Source organism: Lentilactobacillus parafarraginis DSM 18390 = JCM 14109, assembly GCF_001435895.1.
Taxonomy (GTDB): Bacteria; Bacillota; Bacilli; order Lactobacillales; family Lactobacillaceae; genus Lentilactobacillus; species Lentilactobacillus parafarraginis.
Map to the genome: position 1 here is coordinate 1 of NZ_AZFZ01000038.1, position 19,443 is coordinate 19,443.

Annotated in this window: 21 protein-coding genes; 11 read left to right on the plus strand and 10 right to left on the minus strand. The window is 47.5% G+C overall.

From position 1 onward, the window contains the following. Positions 1 to 338: 338 nt before the first annotated feature. Both FD47_RS09210 and FD47_RS09215 read right to left on the minus strand, forming a co-directional pair. Complete coding sequence (locus FD47_RS09210; protein WP_054735223.1) at positions 339 to 1,244, minus strand: aldo/keto reductase; 906 nt, start codon at positions 1,242 to 1,244, stop codon at positions 339 to 341. A gap of 154 nt (positions 1,245 to 1,398) precedes the next feature. Further along, entirely contained in the window at positions 1,399 to 1,884 is a 486-nt protein-coding gene (locus tag FD47_RS09215; protein ID WP_054735218.1) for a MarR family winged helix-turn-helix transcriptional regulator, read from the minus strand. 115 nt (positions 1,885 to 1,999) lie between these two features. Here FD47_RS09215 and FD47_RS09220 point away from each other — a divergent pair, with 115 nt between their 5' ends. Together FD47_RS09220 and FD47_RS09225 are read left to right on the plus strand one after the other, a co-directional pair. Continuing rightward, positions 2,000 to 2,593, plus strand: coding sequence for an NAD(P)H-dependent oxidoreductase (locus FD47_RS09220; protein ID WP_056980576.1), 594 nt, complete (start codon positions 2,000 to 2,002; stop codon positions 2,591 to 2,593). Positions 2,594 to 2,703: 110 nt separating this feature from the next. Further along, the gene (locus FD47_RS09225) at positions 2,704 to 3,492 is read left to right on the plus strand and encodes a tyrosine-protein phosphatase (RefSeq protein ID WP_225352890.1); all 789 of its coding nucleotides are present in this window, start codon (positions 2,704 to 2,706) and stop codon (positions 3,490 to 3,492) included. Between the two features lie 219 nt (positions 3,493 to 3,711). Here the strand turns inward: FD47_RS09225 and FD47_RS09230 are convergent, their stop codons facing one another. From FD47_RS09230 to FD47_RS09240, 3 genes are read right to left on the minus strand one after another with little or no spacing between them, the layout of a single operon-like run. Continuing rightward, positions 3,712 to 4,701: a lipoate--protein ligase gene (locus tag FD47_RS09230; RefSeq protein WP_054735215.1), complete on the minus strand. Its 990-nt coding sequence runs from the start codon at positions 4,699 to 4,701 to the stop codon at positions 3,712 to 3,714. Continuing rightward, entirely contained in the window at positions 4,698 to 5,573 is an 876-nt protein-coding gene (gene lipA, locus FD47_RS09235) for a lipoyl synthase (protein ID WP_054735212.1), read from the minus strand. Before lipA ends, FD47_RS09230 begins: the two co-directional genes overlap by 4 nt. 15 nt (positions 5,574 to 5,588) lie before the next feature. Next, positions 5,589 to 5,828 (minus strand): lipoyl domain-containing protein, encoded by a 240-nt coding sequence (locus FD47_RS09240; protein ID WP_054735207.1) that lies wholly within the window; start codon positions 5,826 to 5,828, stop codon positions 5,589 to 5,591. Positions 5,829 to 6,155: 327 nt separating this feature from the next. On the opposite strand from FD47_RS09240, the gene FD47_RS09245 reads away from it, so the two are divergent. The 4 genes from FD47_RS09245 to FD47_RS09260 are packed head-to-tail and all read left to right on the plus strand — an operon-like array spanning position 6,156 to position 9,523. Further along, on the plus strand, positions 6,156 to 7,049 hold the full coding sequence (locus FD47_RS09245; protein WP_054735204.1) for an ABC transporter ATP-binding protein: 894 nt from the start codon (positions 6,156 to 6,158) through the stop codon (positions 7,047 to 7,049). Beyond that, entirely contained in the window at positions 7,046 to 7,822 is a 777-nt protein-coding gene (locus FD47_RS09250) for an ABC transporter permease (protein WP_054735202.1), read from the plus strand. Before FD47_RS09245 ends, FD47_RS09250 begins: the two co-directional genes overlap by 4 nt. Next, entirely contained in the window at positions 7,800 to 8,918 is a 1,119-nt protein-coding gene (locus tag FD47_RS09255) for a sensor histidine kinase (RefSeq protein WP_054735200.1), read from the plus strand. Before FD47_RS09250 ends, FD47_RS09255 begins: the two co-directional genes overlap by 23 nt. Continuing rightward, positions 8,915 to 9,523: a response regulator transcription factor gene (locus FD47_RS09260; RefSeq protein ID WP_054735196.1), complete on the plus strand. Its 609-nt coding sequence runs from the start codon at positions 8,915 to 8,917 to the stop codon at positions 9,521 to 9,523. Before FD47_RS09255 ends, FD47_RS09260 begins: the two co-directional genes overlap by 4 nt. A gap of 87 nt (positions 9,524 to 9,610) precedes the next feature. Here the strand turns inward: FD47_RS09260 and FD47_RS09265 are convergent, their stop codons facing one another. The 3 genes from FD47_RS09265 to FD47_RS09275 form a co-directional block, all read right to left on the minus strand. Further along, a complete protein-coding gene (locus tag FD47_RS09265; protein ID WP_054735194.1) occupies positions 9,611 to 9,916 on the minus strand; it encodes a DUF2316 family protein in 306 nt (101 codons plus the stop codon). A 23-nt stretch (positions 9,917 to 9,939) separates the two neighbouring features. Beyond that, on the minus strand, positions 9,940 to 10,185 hold the full coding sequence (locus FD47_RS09270) for a hypothetical protein (protein ID WP_054735192.1): 246 nt from the start codon (positions 10,183 to 10,185) through the stop codon (positions 9,940 to 9,942). Between the two features lie 139 nt (positions 10,186 to 10,324). Continuing rightward, on the minus strand, positions 10,325 to 12,859 hold the full coding sequence (locus FD47_RS09275) for a MucBP domain-containing protein (protein ID WP_054735190.1): 2,535 nt from the start codon (positions 12,857 to 12,859) through the stop codon (positions 10,325 to 10,327). 225 nt (positions 12,860 to 13,084) lie between these two features. Between FD47_RS09275 and FD47_RS09280 the strand changes: the two genes are divergently transcribed. Next, entirely contained in the window at positions 13,085 to 13,759 is a 675-nt protein-coding gene (locus FD47_RS09280; RefSeq protein WP_054735185.1) for a GntR family transcriptional regulator, read from the plus strand. 125 nt (positions 13,760 to 13,884) lie between these two features. Here FD47_RS09280 and FD47_RS09285 read toward each other — a convergent pair whose 3' ends face one another. Continuing rightward, the gene (locus tag FD47_RS09285; protein ID WP_040537463.1) at positions 13,885 to 15,084 is read right to left on the minus strand and encodes an MFS transporter; all 1,200 of its coding nucleotides are present in this window, start codon (positions 15,082 to 15,084) and stop codon (positions 13,885 to 13,887) included. 172 nt (positions 15,085 to 15,256) lie between these two features. On the opposite strand from FD47_RS09285, the gene FD47_RS09290 reads away from it, so the two are divergent. From FD47_RS09290 to FD47_RS09305, 4 genes are all read left to right on the plus strand, one after another. After that, complete coding sequence (locus tag FD47_RS09290; protein WP_054735183.1) at positions 15,257 to 15,736, plus strand: PH domain-containing protein; 480 nt, start codon at positions 15,257 to 15,259, stop codon at positions 15,734 to 15,736. Continuing rightward, positions 15,726 to 17,180 carry a PH domain-containing protein gene (locus FD47_RS09295; protein WP_054735180.1) on the plus strand — a complete coding sequence of 485 codons (1,455 nt, stop codon included), beginning with the start codon at positions 15,726 to 15,728 and terminating at the stop codon, positions 17,178 to 17,180. The genes FD47_RS09290 and FD47_RS09295 overlap by 11 nt, the downstream gene beginning before the upstream one ends. Positions 17,181 to 17,322: 142 nt before the next feature. Further along, positions 17,323 to 18,168: an aldo/keto reductase gene (locus FD47_RS09300; protein WP_056980579.1), complete on the plus strand. Its 846-nt coding sequence runs from the start codon at positions 17,323 to 17,325 to the stop codon at positions 18,166 to 18,168. Positions 18,169 to 18,324: 156 nt separating this feature from the next. Then, positions 18,325 to 18,642 (plus strand): glycine cleavage system H family protein, encoded by a 318-nt coding sequence (locus tag FD47_RS09305; RefSeq protein WP_225425048.1) that lies wholly within the window; start codon positions 18,325 to 18,327, stop codon positions 18,640 to 18,642. A 417-nt stretch (positions 18,643 to 19,059) separates the two neighbouring features. Here the strand turns inward: FD47_RS09305 and FD47_RS09315 are convergent, their stop codons facing one another. Further along, complete coding sequence (locus FD47_RS09315; protein WP_054735175.1) at positions 19,060 to 19,254, minus strand: hypothetical protein; 195 nt, start codon at positions 19,252 to 19,254, stop codon at positions 19,060 to 19,062. Positions 19,255 to 19,443: the final 189 nt, after the last annotated feature.

A 19,443-nucleotide genomic window follows, 5' to 3' on the forward strand; every position in this document is an offset into this window, starting at 1 on the left:
TAAAGTGTCAACCCTAAGGGGTATTGTACGCCCTTGGTTTCTAATACAATTTCATTGTTCATCATGCTGCCTCCATCCGCCAAAAACCCATCAGCATCTCAATTTCAGCTTCAGTATATTCGCCATTGACTACCCAGTCAATAACCATGCGGTCATTATAACCGCCACTTTCTCATAGTCAGTGAAAACCCCAGTATTATCATGTTTTGTCAGTGTTTCAAAACGCAATAGTTATTGAAATTAAATCAACAAAAAACCATCGAATTCCCAACAAAAATGTCAGAAAATCGATGGTATATTTAAATATTCCAAAATTAGTTAAATTGTTTGATTGGCTCTTAAAGCGGCTTGCTTGGATCGGTATCGTCCCAGTGATCAATGGCATTGGCAATCTTGGCGTTTGGATCATGCCACTGAAAGTCGGAATACCAAAGACCGCGTTTACCCTCGTCAAGCTGATTAATCGTCTGAACGTCCTCATCGCTTAACTCAAAGTCAAAGATCTGGCTGTTAGAAATAATCCGGTCTTCATGAACCGACTTAACAACCATGATCAAATCGCGTTGCCATTCCCAACGGAGAATGATTTGGGCAGCAGTCTTATGGTACTTATCCGCTAACTTTTCAATCACCGGATTCTTCAGTGACCGCCCACCACCAAGTGGGGACCAGGCGGCTAATTGAATCCCATGACTCTGGTCAAACGTCAGGATATCACGTTCCTGATTGGTTGGATTGAACTCCATTTGGTTGACTGCCGGCACAATTTCGGCAGCTTCCAGCAATTTTTCCATCCGGTCATTATCGAAGTTGGAAACCCCGATTGCCCGAATCTTGCCGGCCTTATACAACTGTTCCATTGCGTGGTAGCTTTCGATAAAGTGCGCGTCAACCGGCCAATGCATCAGATAAAGATCAATGTAATCAAGGCCCAGCGCCTGAAGTTGGCCGTTAAAGGCGTTGGTGACCTTATCAGCATTCCCCTGATCACCGTTATACAGTTTAGTCGTGACGAAAATATCTTCCCGCTTGAGACCGGCCTGCTGCAGTCCCTGCTTGATGCCGGCACCGGTTCCCTGCTCGTTACCATACTGGCGGGCCGTATCAATCGCAATGTAGTGATTGCGAATTGCGGCGGCTACCGATTCCTGAGCACCGTGATTATCCGTTTTCCAAACTCCTAAGCCAAGTCGGGGCATCTTAACGCCGTTATTTAAAGTCATCGTTGTGTGTAATCCGTCCATTTTGAAGCCTCCAATCGTAATAGTTACCACTAAAATCGTACCATACATAACCAATTGGTTCCAAATGATTGCTAAAATTTCGGCGACAAAAAAAGTGGCTAACTTTAAATTTGAGCTTAATCAATCGGGATCTTTGGTGTATCGAAGAAGACAGTTACCTAATGTCCTTATTTTTGTCACGGATCTTATTCAGATCGGTGATAAAGTTGGCAATCGTCTCGAGATCACTTTTGGAATAGTTGTCCGCCAACTGCGCGAGTTTGGTTTCTTCTTGAGAATGGTAAGCCACATGACGGTTGTTGATCATTTCCCCAGCGGCGGTGAGTGCAACAAATGTATCCTTACGATTATCTGGTCGGTGAGATTTTTGAAGCAGGCCCCTTTCAGCCAGCTTGTTAACGGCTTTGGAAACCGCTCCTTGAGTCATCGGTACCTGGTCCACAATCGTGGAAATTTTAACGCCATCCTTGGCGGAGGCTGCGCGCATAATATGGAGATCGTTAATGGTGATGCCATTGACCAGAGCAGCGTTTAACTGATCGTTGTGTCTGAGGGCTGCCAGGACCTCACCATCAACATCATGACTTCGAAATATTTCAAGCTGGTTCTTGATTTGGGCAATTGAATTTTTCTTTTTCATTTTAAATTCCTCGGAATATATATTGACTTTTAGCCATTACAGCTTATACTGATTATATTCCTTGGAATGTATTTTGAAAAGCCAAACTGTTAAATTTTAAAAAGAGGTTTCTAATATGAAATATGTCATGATATTTGACCACCCATACACCCTGTCGGCCGCAAATAATGAGCCCCATCATCGGAGTTACAGTGCGGCGATCGCCAAACAGACAATTAACTATTCAACCGCCCAAGGCCATGAGGTGGATGTCATCGATTTAAATCAAGATCGCTTCGACCCGGTCATGCACGCAAAAGACCTAAGTGCTTGGCGAACGCGGACACCCATCAACGACCAGGTCGATCGCTATTTTGAACGCTTAAAAGCCGCCGATGAAATCATTTTTATTTTCCCAATTTGGTGGGAGCTGATGCCGGCCATGACCAAAGGCTTCATCGATAAGGTTTTTAGTAAGAACCGGGCCGTATCCACCCATCCCCGGGTGGTCCTCGAAAAGAACCCAGTCATCCGCATCTTCACGATCGCCGGCACGCCAACGTTTCTCTACAAGCTCAAGTATGGCAATCCCATTATGAAGGCCCTGGCGACAGGCACATTCAAAAAGATTGGCCTTAAGAAAATCAAGTGGCACAACTTCAACGCAGAAGACGAATCACCACAAAAGCGCCAAGCTGATTTGGCCCACATCCAAAAATACCTGTCATGATGCCTTCCCCGTCCTATAATAAATATTGGGGGTGAGTGGATGAAATTATTGCGTCAAATCATTAGAAGAACATTACTGGCAACAGTGATCCTAACGGCTCCTTTTGCGGTTTGTTCTGCCAATACAACTTCCTCACCATTCACTTATCGACAACGCCCAATGCTCATGACCTCGGCGGGATTCGGACGAAAAATGGTCAGCATATCCGCCAGAATCGACTTATCCGATCGGCGGCCTTAACCCGGTTAAATCATCACGATAAATGGCTGCTTGACAAACAGCAGCACGTCAAGATAATCTTGGATTTCCGCTCAAGCGGTGAAATCAAACGGGCACCAGACGTCAAAAGTCCTGGTGCCCGCCATATTCACTTATCCGTCATGAGCAGCCCTGACTTTGGTGTCCACACGATTTCTCAGTACGCCAATCAGTTAGCCGCCAAACAACCCAATTTTATGGAACAATTTTATCAAAAAATGGTTCTTGAGCCCCACTGCGTCGAAGCTTATCGCACGATGTTTCATTATCTGCTCAAACAACGATCTGGTGCCATTCTGTATCACTGCACGTATGGCAAGGATCGCACCGGTGTTGCCACCATGCTGATCCTTTCAAGCCTTGGCGTTCCCAAAACAACCATCATGAAAAACTATTTGGCATCGAATCATTATCTGAAAAAGACGACCGCTAAAGAATATCGCCAAATGAGACATTATACGCGTAACCCAACCGTGCTTAGAAATTTAACCCGTTCAAAGGCCGCTCGATCCACCTATTTAAACGCTGCCTATTCAGCGATTGATCGCCATAATGGCACAATGAAACACTACTTGCATCGTCAAATGCGACTGTCGAATCACGATATTCGCCAATTGCGAACCCAATATTTAACAAAGTAGAACGGGACAAAAGTTGATTTGATCCCAGAATTTAACAAAAAAGCGCTCCGGCAAAACTTTGCGTTTTGTTCCAGCCACTTTCCAAATCCACCATTATCAAAATGTGCGCCAACAAGCGGCTTCCTGCCGGATAGGCGGATAATTCAAATATCCAAACCGGGTATCTGAGTTGTCCGCCTATCCGCTGGAAACTAACCGCTTGTTGGCGCACTCTGTGGTTTAAACGTGATCAAACAACATGTTCACTAATTGATCCGCGTCGACGCCCAGGATTGGATCCTCCGCCAGCTGGTCGCGGATCACGTTACTAACCCGTTGGCGATCGTAGTCGGTCCCATCAAGAGCGTGTTCGAATTTGACCGCGTCCAAATTACTGAAGAAGTCGCCCGTCAAATGAACATCCGCAAGTTGGTCATGATAAATTGAATAGGCAATTTTGACCAGCCCGCCGCCCTGAAAATACCGTTTAACCTGAAAGGCGCCCTGGCCTTGGCGACCATAAATAAATTTTGGATCAGCGAAGCGCTGTTGGCCAATCTCTACCACCCGCGCCTGCTCATCGGCAATCAGGTGATACTCCTGAAAACTGGTCAAATCATAAACCGCCTGCCGCAGATTTTCCCGGAAATCCGCCGCCGTCCACGAAGGTTCCTGCTCGTTAAGGTTCACGGTCCGTTGGTGAACCGAGGCGATGCGCTTGGCTGCCAACTTGACCGGATCCACATTCAGCAGTTGATTCATTAAATCCAAATTGGATTCAAATAACAGGCTGCCGTGGTGCAACTTGTATCCAGGTGTCACGTACTGGGCGCTTCCGGATACTTTCCGGCCGCCAACCACCAAGTCATTGCGACTATCGGTCGTTGCCTTAATGCCAATTTGATTGAGGGCTTTTTGAATCAATTCAAGGCCAGAGGAGAAGTCAATTTCCGTTCGATCATCCGGATAGATTAGGGTAAACTGACAGCCGCCCTGATCAGTGTAGATTGTGCCACCGCCTGAATAACGGCGAGCCACCTTCACGTGGTTGCGTTTAACGGCTTCCACATTTAACTCAGCCGCCGCATCCTGGTACTTCCCCAGCATGACGGTTGGCGTGGTTGACCACAGCATAAACACCGGTTCATTAAAGTGGTGCTCGGTCATCAAGTAGTATTCCAATCCAAAGTTATGATAAACATCAAGTGACATGACTGGCACATAAATCATTTTCCGTAAACAGCCTCCAACTCTTCCTTTGCTTTATAAGAACTCCGAACGAGCGGTGAACTGGCGACAAATCTGAAGCCGCGTTTGCGGGCCTCTTTGTAGTAGGTCGCATAGCGCTTCATTGGGACCCATTCACGCAGCCGGTAGTTCTTTGGGCCTGGTTGGACGTACTGGCCAATCGTCAGAAAATCAACGTCGATGGCTCGCAAGTCGTCCATTAACTGATAAACTTCTTCATCAGTTTCACCCAGCCCCAGCATAATCCCCGTTTTGACAAATGTCGACTTAGGGGCGTGGTCCTTCACGTATTTGAGCACCTTCAACGACGTATCGTAAGTTGCCCGGTGACGAACCTTTGGCGTAATCGAACGAACCGTTTCCATATTGTGGTTAAACACATCGGGTTTAGCGGCAATCACCTTATCCAGGCAATTTTCGCGGCCTTGAAAATCTGGGGTTAACACTTCGATGGTGGTATCCGGATTCATCTTGCGAATTAAATTAATGGTTTTAACAAACTGATCAGCCCCCAAATCAGGCAGATCATCCCGGTCAACACTGGTGACAACGACGTGGCTTAGGCCAAGGCGTTTAGTTGCTTCGGCGACCCGGTATGGCTCTAATAAGTCAACCGGTTGCGGATGGCCATGGGGAATATCGCAGAATCGGCAGGCCCGGGTACAATTGGGACCTAAAATAATAAACGAAGCCGTGCCATTACCAAAGCACTCCCCCAAGTTGGGACAGTTCGCTTCGGCGCACACCGTGTTTAACTTTAAGCCAGATAACAAATCATTCATCTGGTCGACTTTTTTCTGATCGTAAGTAACTTTGAGCCATTCCGGCTTCTTAGGTGCTTCTTTTTTCTCCATGATTCTTACCCCTCTTTAGGCAACTTCGATGGTTGCAACCAGATCACCAACGTTGGTGGTGTCACCAGTGTTAACGTTCTGTTCCTTCAGGACACCATCTTCTTGGCTTTCAACTTGGCTGATGACTTTGTCAGTTTCAACTTCAAACAGCACGTCGCCTTCCTTAACGGCGTCGCCGGGCTGCTTGTGCCATTCTCCAAAAAAGTACTGGTCGGACTTGGGACTTAGCTTTGGCATGTGAATTTCTTTTAGCATTTTTGTCACTCCTAAGAATATTTGGATTCTTGGCCATAATATACCACCATTTTTGAGATTGTGAAATAGCGCTTACAAAATAAATTTTAAGTGGTCAAAATCCTTGCAGTGAAAGGGAATACCTACTATCAGATTTATTCACAAACGGAATAAATAGAATATTCCGATAGGTATAAATTTGGCCCCAATTATTCCTGGCGTCCCGGTCCGTTTAATGCCGAATCAGGAATGGCATGACATTTGTCATGGTGAATCGTGACATTCCTTACTACCGGCGATTTGGAAGGCACGATAGAATGAAGCCATCAATTAAAAGAGGTGCCCATTATGACAACCATCATTCAATTAAATCAGCTATCCTTTGCGTACAGGAACCGCCCCGTTCTGTCAAATCTCGACCTCACCGTTCAGGAAGGTGAAATCCTTGGGTTAGTTGGCCCCAATGGTGCTGGTAAGACCACCCTGATCAACCTGATTCAAGGCGTCCTGACCGCCACTCCCGGCTCGGTCACGGTTTTCGGCGGCCAACCCGGAACTCGCCAAGCAAAGTCAAAAATTGCGACCATGTTTCAGGACGATCTCAAGCTCGACAACGTTACGGTGACCGAATTTCTAAACGTGTTTGCCAGTCAAGCCGACCATCCTAAGGAGCTGGCTACCTTGGTTAACGAACTCAATCTTAATGACATTGTCAACCAGCCATTAGGAAAACTTTCCGGTGGTCAGCGGCGGAAAGTCAGCTTCGCCAGTGCCGTGATTGCCAATCCCCAATTACTCTTTCTGGATGAACCCACGGTGCGGATGGATGCCGAGACCCGCCAGGCTTTTTGGCACTATATTAACCAGTTGCGCCATCAAAAGGTCACGGTCATCATCACCAGCCACTACCTTGAAGAAATCCAGGCAGTCGCTGACCGGATTGCCATCCTCCAAGATGAGCGATTCTCCTATATCGGCACGTGGCAGCAGCTGCAAACCAGGCACACCACCGGCAAGCTCAGTTTCACGACGGCCTTGGCAGCTGACCTCTTTACCCACCTGCCAGGCGTCCAAACCATTAATCAGGATAATCACCGTCTGACCCTGACGAGTTCGGATACTGACCTGACATTGAAAGCCATCATCCCGTTTGTCGATCAAATCCATGATCTGATCATCAACCGCGAATCACTTGAATCGATCTTTCTGCAAATGACAGCCAAGGAGGCACCCAAATCATGAAATCCCTACTTACCCAAATCAGCTTTAACGCCAAACGGATCTTCCTGCGGAACCCCGGTTACCTATTCTTCACCATTCTGATGCCGATTGGGTTCTTCGTCCTATTCACGAAAGTGCTCATCTCGGGGACGGCGCCGGAAAAGCTCCAGTTCGCCCAGAACTATCTTGGCAGCATGATCGTTTACAGCATTCTGATTAATGCCCTGTTCGGCTTGGCTCAGATTATGCAAAGTGACCGCCATCAGCAGCTGCTTTTAACGCTGTCACTGACCGCCAAAGGCACCAAACCCTACTACGTTTCGCTGGCCATCATCATGTCAGTCGTCAATATTTTTTCAGTCATTTGCCTGGAACTCGTGGCGCGATTCACCAGTAACGTCCAGTTAACGGTTGGGGAAGCCACCAGTGTCACCTTGATCGCGGTGATTGGAACCCTGCCCTTAATGGGGCTCGGCGTCCTCTGTTCGTTTGTCAAATCCCCGCAATCTGTGAGTGTCTTATCAAATCTGATTGTCTTTCCCCTGGCAGTCATCAGCGGTCTCTGGTGGCCACTATCCGTCATGCCAAATTGGGCGCAGACGATTGGTAAAATGACGCCCACTTACATGACCAGTCAGATGATCAATCATGCGATCCACCAACAGACGCTGCCAATGCATGATATGATGGGAATAGCAATTTGGGCAGTCGGCATTTTGATGGCGCTTGTCATCATTTTGATACTGATTAAAAAGGGCGGCGAAGTTAGGAATGATCACGCAACTGCGCAATAGAATTAAACTCCATTGGACGGCTTACGTGTGGCTGATTTATCTGCCGTTTGCGCTAATGGATTATTTACCGCCAAAATCGTTTATGGACTGGTTCTGGTTATTTATGGGGGGTTGCTTTTTAGTCACCTTCATCATCCAAACCGAATCTCGAAATAAACGGATTGAAACGCTCAGCGCAATTAGTGAGTTCACGATTGCCGCGATATTTGTCCTATTTGCTAGTAACTTTGCGGTCATCATTTTTCCCGCTTGGACCTTAACGTGGATTCTCCTGTATCGGTCTAAAAAACATTTATGGGCTGCCGGTATCAGTTTTTATTTGGTCATGGCACTAGGAGTTCTTATTACTTTTATCAGATACCCCAATGCTTTCAGCCACGCCACACTCTATCTTAATTTGATTTTTCCGTTGGTCTCACCGGTGTTTTCATACTCAATTTATCGTGCCGGCAAACGAAACACTGATCTACTTCAAGCTAATCAACGCTTAGAATCGGTTATCAAGCAGGACGAACGTCAGCGAATTGCGCGAGACTTACACGATACGCTTGGCCAATCGTTTTCAATGATCACTATCAAATCCGAGTTAGCCAAAAAGTTATTAGAAAAGCAGCCCGACAAAGTCGATGCAGAACTTGATGACATTACGACTACCAGCCGGGAAAACTTGCAGCTGGTCCGCAACATCATCAACAATCTCCGCCAGGAAACCATCGGTGAAACGATGCTCAAGCAGGCCCAAAATCTGCAAAACGCCAACATTCACCTTGAAACGACCGGTGAGGAAGCCGCAACAGCTTGGCCAACTAACGTGCAAGTGCCAATCGGCCAGATTCTCCAGGAAGCGATTACTAATGTGATTCGTCATAGTCACGCAACTTCCGTGACAATCACGTTTTTGGAATTGGCCGATTCTAACTACCGCGTCGATATTCAGGATAACGGGACTGGAAATCACTATCAACGTCAGGGTTCCCACGGTGTTTCCGGCATGGCCGAACGAATCAGCGCTGACGGCGGGACATTTTCGATCCAGTCAAACTCAATCGGGACACTGGTTTCGGCAACGATTCCGAATAAGGGGGCAGTTCAATGATTACATTATATTTGGCAGAAGATCAGGGGCTCCTCAATTCCGCGCTATCCCAATTGTTGGAGCTTGAAGATGATCTGCATGTTTTGGGATCCAGTCGAGACGGGCAGACCGCGTGGCTGGACATTAACAAGCTAAAACCAGACGTTGCGATTTTAGACATTGAAATGCCTAAGGCCAGTGGCTTGGACGTCGCTGATGATATCCATAACGCCAACTTAAAGACCAAGGTGATTATCCTGACCACCTTCGCCCAAAAGGCCTACTTTGAGCGGACGGTTAAAGCCCAGGTCAACGGCTATCTGCTAAAGGACGGCCCTAACGATGAACTGGTGGCAGCCATCCGCAACGTAATGGCTGGCCAAACCATCTATGATCCGGAACTGGTTCAAAATATGGTCACCGCCTCAGACAACCCGTTAACCCACCAGGAAATGAGCGTTTTAAAGGCAGCCGCAGACGGCCAAAGTACCAAGCAAATCGCGGAATCATTATTCCTATCAGACGGGACTGTTCGCAATTATTTATCAGCAATTTTCAGTAAATTAGGGGTCCACAATCGGCTTGAAGCGGTCAATTTGGCAAAGACTAACAAGTGGTTGTCTTAATCAATGGAACGACAAAAAGCGCCACCATCTTCTTCATCGCATGAGGGAATCCCCCACGATGATCAGATGGTGACGCTTTTTAGCTGTTTATTTTTGCAACAACCGGCCGGCTTTAATGAACTGGTCGCTTAAGAACCAGTAATCTTTGGGATCCCCCACTAACGCTGTGTATGCAACGGGCTGTTTGCCAGCGGCCTGAATCTTGGCATCCAAATAATTTTTCAAGACCCACGGTTCCTCAATTCTGGTCGGGTTTAAGCTCAGCACCTGTGAGAGGTGTTTCGCGGACGTTTTTAAGTCCGCTGCAGCCTCCGCCAATGACACCCCGGATAATTCAAAGTTTTCCTGGAGTTCATGACGCGTTGTATCAGTTTGTTCTGCGTTCAATGACATTTTGTTGCGCTCCTTTTTAAAATTTATGATTTTTTCTCAAACGGTTTTTTCAAACCCACATAGATCATCGCGGCAACCAGGCCAAACAGCCAAATAAACGGGAGGATCACCGCGATAATGCCGACCAACAATAGTCGCCCATTTGAATCCAGCTCCCGCCAGGATTTTCGAAACTGCGTGAATCCCTCTTTATTCAGTGGGATCATGAACAAGTCTACAATAAGGTTAATTACGAACCAACCATTGGCAAATTTCACTGCCGGTTTCATCAATAACCAGTCCTTTCTGGATTAGCACCTCACAAAGGTTATCACAGAAAATGCCCTTGGTACACCTAAAATTCTAAACATCAAAAAGAACAGTCACCGATAACGGTTGGCTGTCCTTTTCGGGCCCCGCGACAACTTGTTATTTCTCCTTACGCTTCTTGAACATCAATCCACCGAACAGGGTGGTAACTGCCAGTAGAATGACACCAATTCGCGTTATGGAGTTACTATTGTGCTCACCAGTTTGGGGAAGGATCGCATTTTTTTCAACGTTGATAGTCCTAGGAGACGTGGTAGCGGCCGGCACAGACTGCTTAGCATTGACCTTGTCACGGCTATTGGCCGGCTGCTTAGATAGGGTGACCTTCTTAGGGGTTGGAATCCCATGACTAACTTGTCCGGTACTTTCAATCTTTACGGGGTTTGTTTTGACATGCTCATCAACTTCGCGGGGTGTCGTCGCGGGACCAATCGATGTTCCATATGGGCGGGACGGTTGCACAGGACGATTGTCCTTAACCGGCTCGCCCGGTGTATCGGGGGTTACTGGTTTGTCCGGAGCAGTTGGTTCAACCGGCGGAGTTACGGGGGTTACCGGCTGAATCGGGGTTGTCGGCTGCTGAGGAGTTACCGGGGTAATTGGGGTCACCGGTTTGCCGGGATCGATGGGTTTATCAGGAGTCGCTGGTTTATCCGGATTAACCGGTTTATTTGGATCCACTGGCTTGTCCGGGTTCACCGGCTTGTTTGGATCGACCGGCTTGTTTGGATCGACTGGCTTGTCCGGGTTCACCGGTTTATCTGGATCGACCGGCTTGTCCGGATCCACCGGCTTATCTGGATCAACGGGTTTGTCCGGGTCCGGAATCTTATACAGAACGTTGACCACCGTGTCTTCAGTCAATACCCCGGCAACATCTGGCAGTGTGGTCGTGTAACCCTGAATAACGGGTGAAACGATGTCATAGGTGCCGGCACCACTGGCCTTATACGAGGTATCCATCACGGAATTGTCAGATTCTTTGAGATAATTAATTGTCAGATGATACGTTTTGATTGGTTCGTAAGTGAAAATCAACGGGTTGCCAACCGGAGTCGGCATTTCGGTAGTCGCATAGGCGTGGACAACCGATTGGGTGAAGTCGAATCCAAGACTGCCAAACGGGGCTGCCTTAACAACGTACGTTGGGGAAACCTTCTTTGGCCCAGTAAATGGAACGGCATTTGCGGGATAGTAGAAAATCAGGTAAATTTCCTGGGTGTTTTGATTGTCCAAAATCCGGTAATGTTTCTCAACGTAATTACTTTGCCGTTCAACCTTCCATTCGCTACTTGGCGTGGTCTCGCTCAAATTGTTAATCAAAAATTTGTGTTCACTATTCTGAAACGGCACTTTAATCAGTCGATACCCCGGAATCTCTTTCACGGGGGCGTCAACATAAGTGTTCATATATCCAGAAACACTTTCCGTTGTGGCAATTTCATTGCCGAAGGTGTCGACATATTTCACCGGAATATCCTTAACGTACTGGAGGGGCGGCACGCTGGACGCGCCATCTTGACGTTCCATCTGGAAAGCGCCATATTTCCAGTAGAAACTAATCCCGTCAGCTCGATAACCCCAGTTAGGGTCAAAATCAGGTGAATTAGGCGTGGCAACTTCCTTTGTATCAATGATCTTTCCTTGAGAATCGGTTCGATACAGATACAATGTCTGATTGTCAGTCGTCAGCCCGGTCATCCAGGCCGACGACCCATGATAATAGCCCATGGTAATCACTTCGTTGTCATGCTGGGGATCAATATAGTCACGTGGCGAAATCATCCCAATATTGGCACTAATGACGGTACCGGCAATGACAGCATTCTGTTTCGGCGGGTTAGCCAGCTTACCGCCGACATATACCGGAACTTGGTGAAAAATCGAATTTGGGTAGGTATTCGTTTCTGGCACATCGGTTCGGGTATCCGGATTAACAGTTGGCTGATTAGTCGTGTTAACCGGATCTGGGGCTTTCTTAACCTCCTTTGGGACAACGATGTCACCATCTTTAGCTCCAGGCGTCTCGGTACCCGTTGCCGGTGTCTCTGAATTCGCAGCTGCAGTGGGACTTGCCGCCGTCCTTGGGGGATCAGTTGCAGCGGCTGCCGGTCGAACCGACTGATTGGCTGTTGGCGTGGCCGCTTCCCGCGACTGATTCTGAACCGGAGTCGATGCCGAAGTATTCACAGCCGGCTGTTCAGAAATCGTCTGGCGGGGTGGCTGAGTCTGACTGACCGCGGGTGTTGCTGAGGTGGACGCTTGCGGAGAGCTTTCTGAGTTAGTTGATGCCTGACCCACGGATAGTGCAACCGACTGGGCGGGCTTCGGTGCTTCGCTGGCAGCCATTGATTGTTCCCCAGTCATTTCCTGACCAGAAGCTTGCGACTGAGCTTGAGGGTTAACTGCCCCTTGCACCGGTTGAGAATCTGCAGCCGTTTTTGGCGTGCCGGATTCATCGGTTGGCGACGTTGCGGCAGCTGGTTGGGCCAAGGAGACTGTTTCTTCAGTCGGCGTGGCCGCATCGATGGGGTGACTGATTCCAAATGTCAAAACGGTGCTGCCAAACAAAATAGCCGAATAAAGCCAACGCTTACCCGCCTTGTACGCCTTATATCTTACTTTTGCCTCCATAGCTGATGCCCCCCTGTCTATGACCATCATGCCCAGCAATTACCCGGTCAACGAATAATCGCCTTTACTATTCATTATTATTAAACACCAATGTAAGGGCTTACACAATGATTTAAGCGATATATCAATTCCAACGTTTTGTTAGGCTCTCCGGAAGCTATGACTGATAAATTATGGTAATATTAAGGCAAATTAGCTAATCAGTTTCAGTTTGGAGGAATCGACATGCAAAATCTCCAAGATAAAGCCTACAACTACATTTACGAACGAATTATGAACCTGCGACTGCAACCGGGGCAGCAAGTTTCCGACTTACAGTTTGTTAAGGAAATTGATGTCAGCCGCACGCCAATTCGGGAAGCCATGCTGCGGCTGCGACGCGAAGAATTACTCTATTCGATGGCCCAAAGCGGCACGTTTGTCACCAAAATTGATATGCAAAAGGCTTTGGATGCCCAGTACGTCCGCCGAGTAATTGAGACCGCCATTATCCAGACATTATCGGCAGATATTGATGCTAATGAACTCGATGAATTAATCAAAATCGTCATTGACCAGCGCCGGGTGGCCGAAGCCAAACTGCTGGATCAAACCTTCGCGTTGGATAACCTCTTTCATAAGCGACTCTATCAATTTGCCAACAAAGACAACGTGTGGCAGTGGCTGCAATCATTTTCCAACGATCTCAATCGGTATCGGCTCCTGCGGGTGTACGATGAGAACTTGCCACTGACGCTGCTTTCTAATGAACATAAACGCATTGTGGACGCGTTAACGGCTCACGATACTGACCGGGTGACCCAGCTGATGACCGACCATCTGAATTTGATGCTGAAAGAGCGCGCGGAAGTTGCCGCTCGATTCCCCGAATTTTTCAAAAACGTCCCCGAACAAAATTAAAAAGTGTGGGAGACAAAGCGCTTATACTCTGGAAGCTGCTTTTTGGCCCATGATTCAGCCAGGTAATATTTGGATAAAGTAAGCGGCCGGAACAAAATTTTTGATTTTGTCCCGGCCGCTCACTATTAAATATTAACGGTAAAATGATCGCGGATCCAGTACGTGAGCAACCATGAAAGAATCAGAAAGCCCGCAACCACCACGTATGGAAAGTGATAATTCATATCCAGCAGCGCTCCGGACATAATCGGCCCAATAATATTACCAACGCTGGTAAGGGACATATTGACGCCGTTAATGAGCCCCTGACCGGTCGCACTGGCCTTGGTTAGAAGCGTTGTAATCGCCGGTCGAATCAAGTCGTAAGCGGTAAACACAATTAAGGTCGCAATAATCACTTCCAGCTTACTGTGGGCAAATATGATCCATAACGTGCCGCCGGCTGACAGAAAGAAGCAATATCTGGTCAATCGCTTTTCAGTCAGCCAAGTGACCAAGCGATCAAATAGTAACGCCTGGAACCCAAGGGAAATAATGCCGTTCAGGGTCAAAACCAACGCAATATTATCAATCGTAAAGTGAAATACTTCGTTCACGTATAGGCTGTAAATGCTCTCGAAGCCCACCAAACCAAACGATGAAATCAGGATTAACAGGAACAACAAGCGCATTGGCCCACTAAAGAGCCGCTTGGTTTTCTCCCAGGAGGCTCTGGACGGTCCCTTGGAAACCGGCGGCATGACACTGTCCTGGGCAATTTCTTTAATTTCCCGTTCGCTTGGCAGCATCATTTGCAGCGAGAGCATACTGAGAAATCCCAGGCCGGCCGCAAACCAAAACGGTGTCTTGTAATCAATATTTGCCAGGATACCGCCAATTCCGGGGCCTAAAATAAGGCCGCCACTGAAGGCCGCCGACAGCAAGCCGATCACTCTGGCCCGCTGGCGGGGCGTGGTTAGGTCAGCCGCAAGCGCGTTGGTGGTCGGAACCACCATTGCGGCTGAAAGGCCGCCGATCGTTCGGGAAATGTCAAACATCCACAGCCAGTTGGTTGCCGCGAACAACATTTCCGATACCATATAGAGGGCAAGTCCCCACACTAGAACCGGCTTTCGCCCGATGCGATCCGAGAGCTGACCGACAATCGGTGAGGCAATCAGTTGGGCAAAAGCAAACAACGAGTTCATAATCCCCATATCGGTTGCGGATAAATGCAGTTCATTTTTAATAAATGGCATGACCGGAAAGATCAAGCTCATCCCGATACAAACCAAAAAATTCCCAAAAATCAGGACAATAATGGCGTTTCTCACTTTTACTGACAACTGACTTCCCCCTTCGTAATTTGAAATAGTGCAGACAAGCTAGTATAACGCGATTCACATGATCATGTCCACAACGATTGCCATAATGCTTATTAACATTATTGATAATCCCTTTGTACACTATATGATATAGCAGTTGACCGATTTCCCCACTCAGAGAGAAGGCGCATCATTGATAGAAGGACACCATTTGCCGCAACGTATCAAAGTCGTTTGGCGGCTTTCAGCAGGATTCACATTTATCATTTTACTGGTCATTGGGCTTGGCGGCTATCTGGCGGCGACATTATTTGCATGGAAGTGGCTGCTGTGGCCGGGAATTAGCTTTATGGGGTTGGCCGTCATCGACCTAACCGCCGAACTAATTTTAGTTCCTTACCGGTATGCGTTTTGGCGCTACGAGCTGACCGCCGATGCCGTGAAACTTCAATCCGGCTATATCTTCAATAAGCTGGTGTCGATTCCAATTGCCCGGGTTCAGGACGTCACCCTTTCGGCGGGCCCCATCTTACAATCCCAAAAGCTCCAGTCGGTTGAAATCACAACCGCATCCACTTCCCATAAGATTGACGGGCTGACCCCCAACGTTGCCGAACAGCTGCGCCAGCAGATTATGAAAATGGCCGTGGAGGTGCAGGATCATGACGTCTGATCAGAAACAACATTTACATCCCTTCGCCCTCATCTATTACGTTTATCGCGGTATCATTAACTGGGGTATCTGGGCAATCATTCTGTTCAGTCCCGTTCGAGCCGGTCTCAATCGCGTCCACGTCAACGGCACGGCATTCCTGATTGGCTTCGCGATCTTTGTCGCTGGCTGGGTGCTGCTGAAGTTCTATTATTTTACGTTTCAAATTGGCGACGACATGGTCACCGTCAATTCCGGAATCATCGTCAAACGCCACACTCACATCCCGTATAGCCGCATTCAAACAATCCAGCGCAGCCAGTGGTTTTTCTTAAAACCACTGAAACTGGAAATGCTGCGAATCGAAACCGCCGGCCACGAAAACAAACGGCCAGAAGTGGTTTTGCCGCTGGTTTCCGAGACGGTTCGTGAAGAAATTGAACGTAAACGACTGGCGAAGCGGTCGGACTCAACCAACTTGACGCCTTCTGAAATACCGGCATCTGATGAAGCTAAGCAGACCGCACCTCAATACGAAATCAATCCTCACGATTTGAATATTTTTGCGGTGACCTCCTTTGGCGTCTTTCCACTGATTGGTGTTTTGGGCGCGGTTTACGGTAAAATTCAGGATTACATCCCCCAAAAGTTCATTGATACGGTAACCAAGGAACTCGTTCAACAGTCACTCATTATTATCAGCGTCATCGTTGTTCTGATTGTAATTTTGGCAATTATCGGATCATACCTGTCGATCGTCCAAAAGTACTACCGGTTCACGCTTCACGCGCAAAGCGGTCAGTTAAAAACCTATCAGGGGTTGTTTCAACGAAAATCGGTCACCATCCCCGTCAATCGAATTCAGGCACTGCGCATCAAGCAAAACGTTCTGCGTCAGTGGGCCAAGCTTTCAACGGTGCAGGCCCTCGCCGCTTCCTCGGCGGGTGATGAGGATAAGGGCAACGATATGATGGTCCTGCCAGTTATCAAGAATGATCAGGTTTTCCCGCACCTGGCGACGTTTATTCCCTGGTCGCCAACGCAGTTGGTCCCACTCACCCGTCTGCCCCACGCAAACCGGTATTACTTCATTCGAAACGCCATGTTCTGGTCCCTGATTCCAATTTTGGTCTGCCTCTATTTCTTTCATCTTTGGGGACTGTTAAGCCTGCCGCTTCTGCTCTTTAGCTTCTTTCTGGGCTTCTACTCCGCCCAAAATACCGGCTGGCAAACCATCGCCGATCAGATACTATTGCAGAACGGTCATTGGTTTACCCGCACCCAGTTCCTGATTCCCAGGAAAAACGTCCAGTCATTCATTCTGGTTCAGTCCATTTGGATGAAGCGGACACACTTGGCCCATTTACGGGTCAACGTGCGCCATGGTAACCATAACGAACTGGTCGAAATCCGCTACGTTCCGCTGGCGGCTGCTCAAAATCTATTTGACTGGCTTGAAAGTTGAAAATAATCAGTTAGTAATTGAATATCCCCTTAACGACTCCTATAATAACTAACAGGCGGCTTTTCGCCGTAGATGGACGCACATTACTTGCCGAAATCTCTTTTAGTTACTGTTATTAGATAATGAGGAGGCTTCGTTTTTTATGCGAGAATTACATCTTGGTGACAGAAACGTCCCAGCGATTGGCCTGGGAACTTGGCACATGGGCGATCATGCTGCTATCCGAGGAAAAGAAATCAAGGCAATTCAGGCCGGAATCGATGCCGGCGCAACGGTTATTGATACCGCAGAAATGTATGGCAACGGCCGCAGTGAAAGCCTGGTTGGTGAAGCAATTCGGGATTTGGATCGTCAAAAACTGTTTATCATCGACAAGGTCCTGCCATCCAACGCCTCTGCTGACCGGATGCCCCATAGCCTGGATACCAGTTTGAAATTACTGGGGACCGACTACATCGATCTTTATTTATACCATTGGCGCGGTGCGGTTCCGTTAAGTGAAACCGTCGAAACCCTTCAGCAGCTTCAAAAGACAGGAAAAATCAAATATTGGGGTGTCTCCAACTTTGACTTACCAGATATGGAAGAGCTACTGGACTTACCGGGCGGCAACCAAGTAGCGGCTAACGAAGATTTGTACAATCTCAGCAGTCGCGGTGTTGAATACAGCCTCCTACCATGGCAGCGCGATCAAAAGATTCCGTTTATCGCCTATACGCCAGTTGGTGCCGGTGACGAACGCGGTAACATGATTAGCAACCCCGCCGTCAAACAGGTGGCTGCTGCTCACAACGCAACGCCTTGGCAAATCCTGCTGGCCTTTGCCATTCGTGATGGCAATACGCTGGCCATTCCGCAATCCGGTGACCCCAAGCACGCGGTTGACAACGTTAACGCCGCCAACATTCAATTAACCGATGACGACTTGACCGCCTTAAATAAGGCCTTTCCAAAGCCAACCAGCAAGCAGCCGCTGGATATTCGGTAATTTAAACTATAATTAATGCATTCGTTATAACAAAAAGATTGGGCGCCGAATGACGGAACCCAATCTTTTTCGCAAATAAATGCCGGTTAGACTATCTTATTTTTACTCTGAGACCGATAATAGACTTAATGAACCCACCATGAAAGGATGATTACCATGGCTGATACAATTGATGATTCGAGATACTTCTGGAAGGCGCGGACCAATGACGGTCACACGCTGATTGGCTTTAACGATGCCGCTCGAGAAGAATTTGGTGAAATTTCGTCCGTTCGCTTTTTAACGGATGGTCCTGAAATCCACGATGGTCAAGACTTTCTGAACATCGAAAGTCCCAACACCGTGAGTGACAGTACCGTCCTTCACGCCCCGGACAGCGGGCAGGTCATTAAGTTCCATACAGAAGTGCGCTACCAACCCCACTTGGTTAATAGCGCTGATCGGGGAAAGAATTGGCTGGTAGAGTTGTACTAATGAACGACCGTTTACTTGATCACGGAATGTGAAACAGGGACGGTTGCTTTCAAAATTAAGGGGATCATCCAAAATAGTTGGTTTTGGGTGATCCCCTTTAGTGTTTGATGGCTACTTTTACCGAGGGTTCACTTTAATCTTACAACCCGCTTCGTGGTGATTATTGTTAGCCTATTAATCCTGAGATCCTGAAAAGACATCGATTATTAGACCAATCACAATTAACGGAGCTGCCCAAATCAAAGTATCAATGACAAAGTTTCCCAAACTCTTGCTGGGAGATTCCAAATTTAATAATTCAAATCCAAATTGAATCATCAAGCATGTGACCAAGCCCATCGCAGAATCAAATGAATATCTAAAAAGTAACGACGTTTTTCTCCTGAACGCAATTTGTTTTCGTAATTGGCCCATCGATCATTGATGCTCCTTATAGAATTGAAAAGTTCCAGTGATTATTTCAGCAATCGCCATCCCAACTGAAACCGTCGCAATGGCCCCACCAAGAATTACTAACCCGTAGGATGGATTGGACTCTGTTAATAGATACCACACAATTGCAAGTGAAATTAGAATCCCGGTTGTCGTACTTACAATGAAACTTCTTGTCATGGAAAGAACCACCTTCTTATCATTAGGTTGTTTAAGTATAAAACGCACCAATAATAATTTCAAGTTCCTAATGGGACTATTAGAAAATCTCTCCAAGTTTTTTTGGGACCGACACGCCATCAACTCAAAACGTCCCCTATTTGTTCAAGAATACTGAATAGTTGATTTATTTGGCAAAAACAGTTCTCA

Excerpts from the sequence above, each read along its gene's own strand:
- FD47_RS09240 (WP_054735207.1), bottom strand. The coding sequence starts at position 5,828 with ATGCTAAAAGAAATTCACATGCCAAAGCTAAGTCCCAAGTCCGACCAG.
- lipA (WP_054735212.1), bottom strand. The coding sequence starts at position 5,573 with ATGGAGAAAAAAGAAGCACCTAAGAAGCCGGAATGGCTCAAAGTTACT.
- FD47_RS09220 (WP_056980576.1), top strand. The coding sequence starts at position 2,000 with ATGAAATATGTCATGATATTTGACCACCCATACACCCTGTCGGCCGCA.
- FD47_RS09300 (WP_056980579.1), top strand. The coding sequence starts at position 17,323 with ATGCGAGAATTACATCTTGGTGACAGAAACGTCCCAGCGATTGGCCTG.
- FD47_RS09255 (WP_054735200.1), top strand. The coding sequence starts at position 7,800 with ATGATCACGCAACTGCGCAATAGAATTAAACTCCATTGGACGGCTTAC.
- FD47_RS09245 (WP_054735204.1), top strand. The coding sequence starts at position 6,156 with ATGACAACCATCATTCAATTAAATCAGCTATCCTTTGCGTACAGGAAC.
- FD47_RS09315 (WP_054735175.1), bottom strand. The coding sequence starts at position 19,254 with ATGACAAGAAGTTTCATTGTAAGTACGACAACCGGGATTCTAATTTCA.
- FD47_RS09215 (WP_054735218.1), bottom strand. The coding sequence starts at position 1,884 with ATGAAAAAGAAAAATTCAATTGCCCAAATCAAGAACCAGCTTGAAATA.
- FD47_RS09260 (WP_054735196.1), top strand. The coding sequence starts at position 8,915 with ATGATTACATTATATTTGGCAGAAGATCAGGGGCTCCTCAATTCCGCG.
- FD47_RS09305 (WP_225425048.1), top strand. The coding sequence starts at position 18,325 with ATGGCTGATACAATTGATGATTCGAGATACTTCTGGAAGGCGCGGACC.
- FD47_RS09270 (WP_054735192.1), bottom strand. The coding sequence starts at position 10,185 with ATGAAACCGGCAGTGAAATTTGCCAATGGTTGGTTCGTAATTAACCTT.
- FD47_RS09280 (WP_054735185.1), top strand. The coding sequence starts at position 13,085 with ATGCAAAATCTCCAAGATAAAGCCTACAACTACATTTACGAACGAATT.
- FD47_RS09275 (WP_054735190.1), bottom strand. The coding sequence starts at position 12,859 with ATGGAGGCAAAAGTAAGATATAAGGCGTACAAGGCGGGTAAGCGTTGG.
- FD47_RS09265 (WP_054735194.1), bottom strand. The coding sequence starts at position 9,916 with ATGTCATTGAACGCAGAACAAACTGATACAACGCGTCATGAACTCCAG.
- FD47_RS09295 (WP_054735180.1), top strand. The coding sequence starts at position 15,726 with ATGACGTCTGATCAGAAACAACATTTACATCCCTTCGCCCTCATCTAT.
- FD47_RS09230 (WP_054735215.1), bottom strand. The coding sequence starts at position 4,701 with ATGATTTATGTGCCAGTCATGTCACTTGATGTTTATCATAACTTTGGA.
- FD47_RS09250 (WP_054735202.1), top strand. The coding sequence starts at position 7,046 with ATGAAATCCCTACTTACCCAAATCAGCTTTAACGCCAAACGGATCTTC.
- FD47_RS09210 (WP_054735223.1), bottom strand. The coding sequence starts at position 1,244 with ATGGACGGATTACACACAACGATGACTTTAAATAACGGCGTTAAGATG.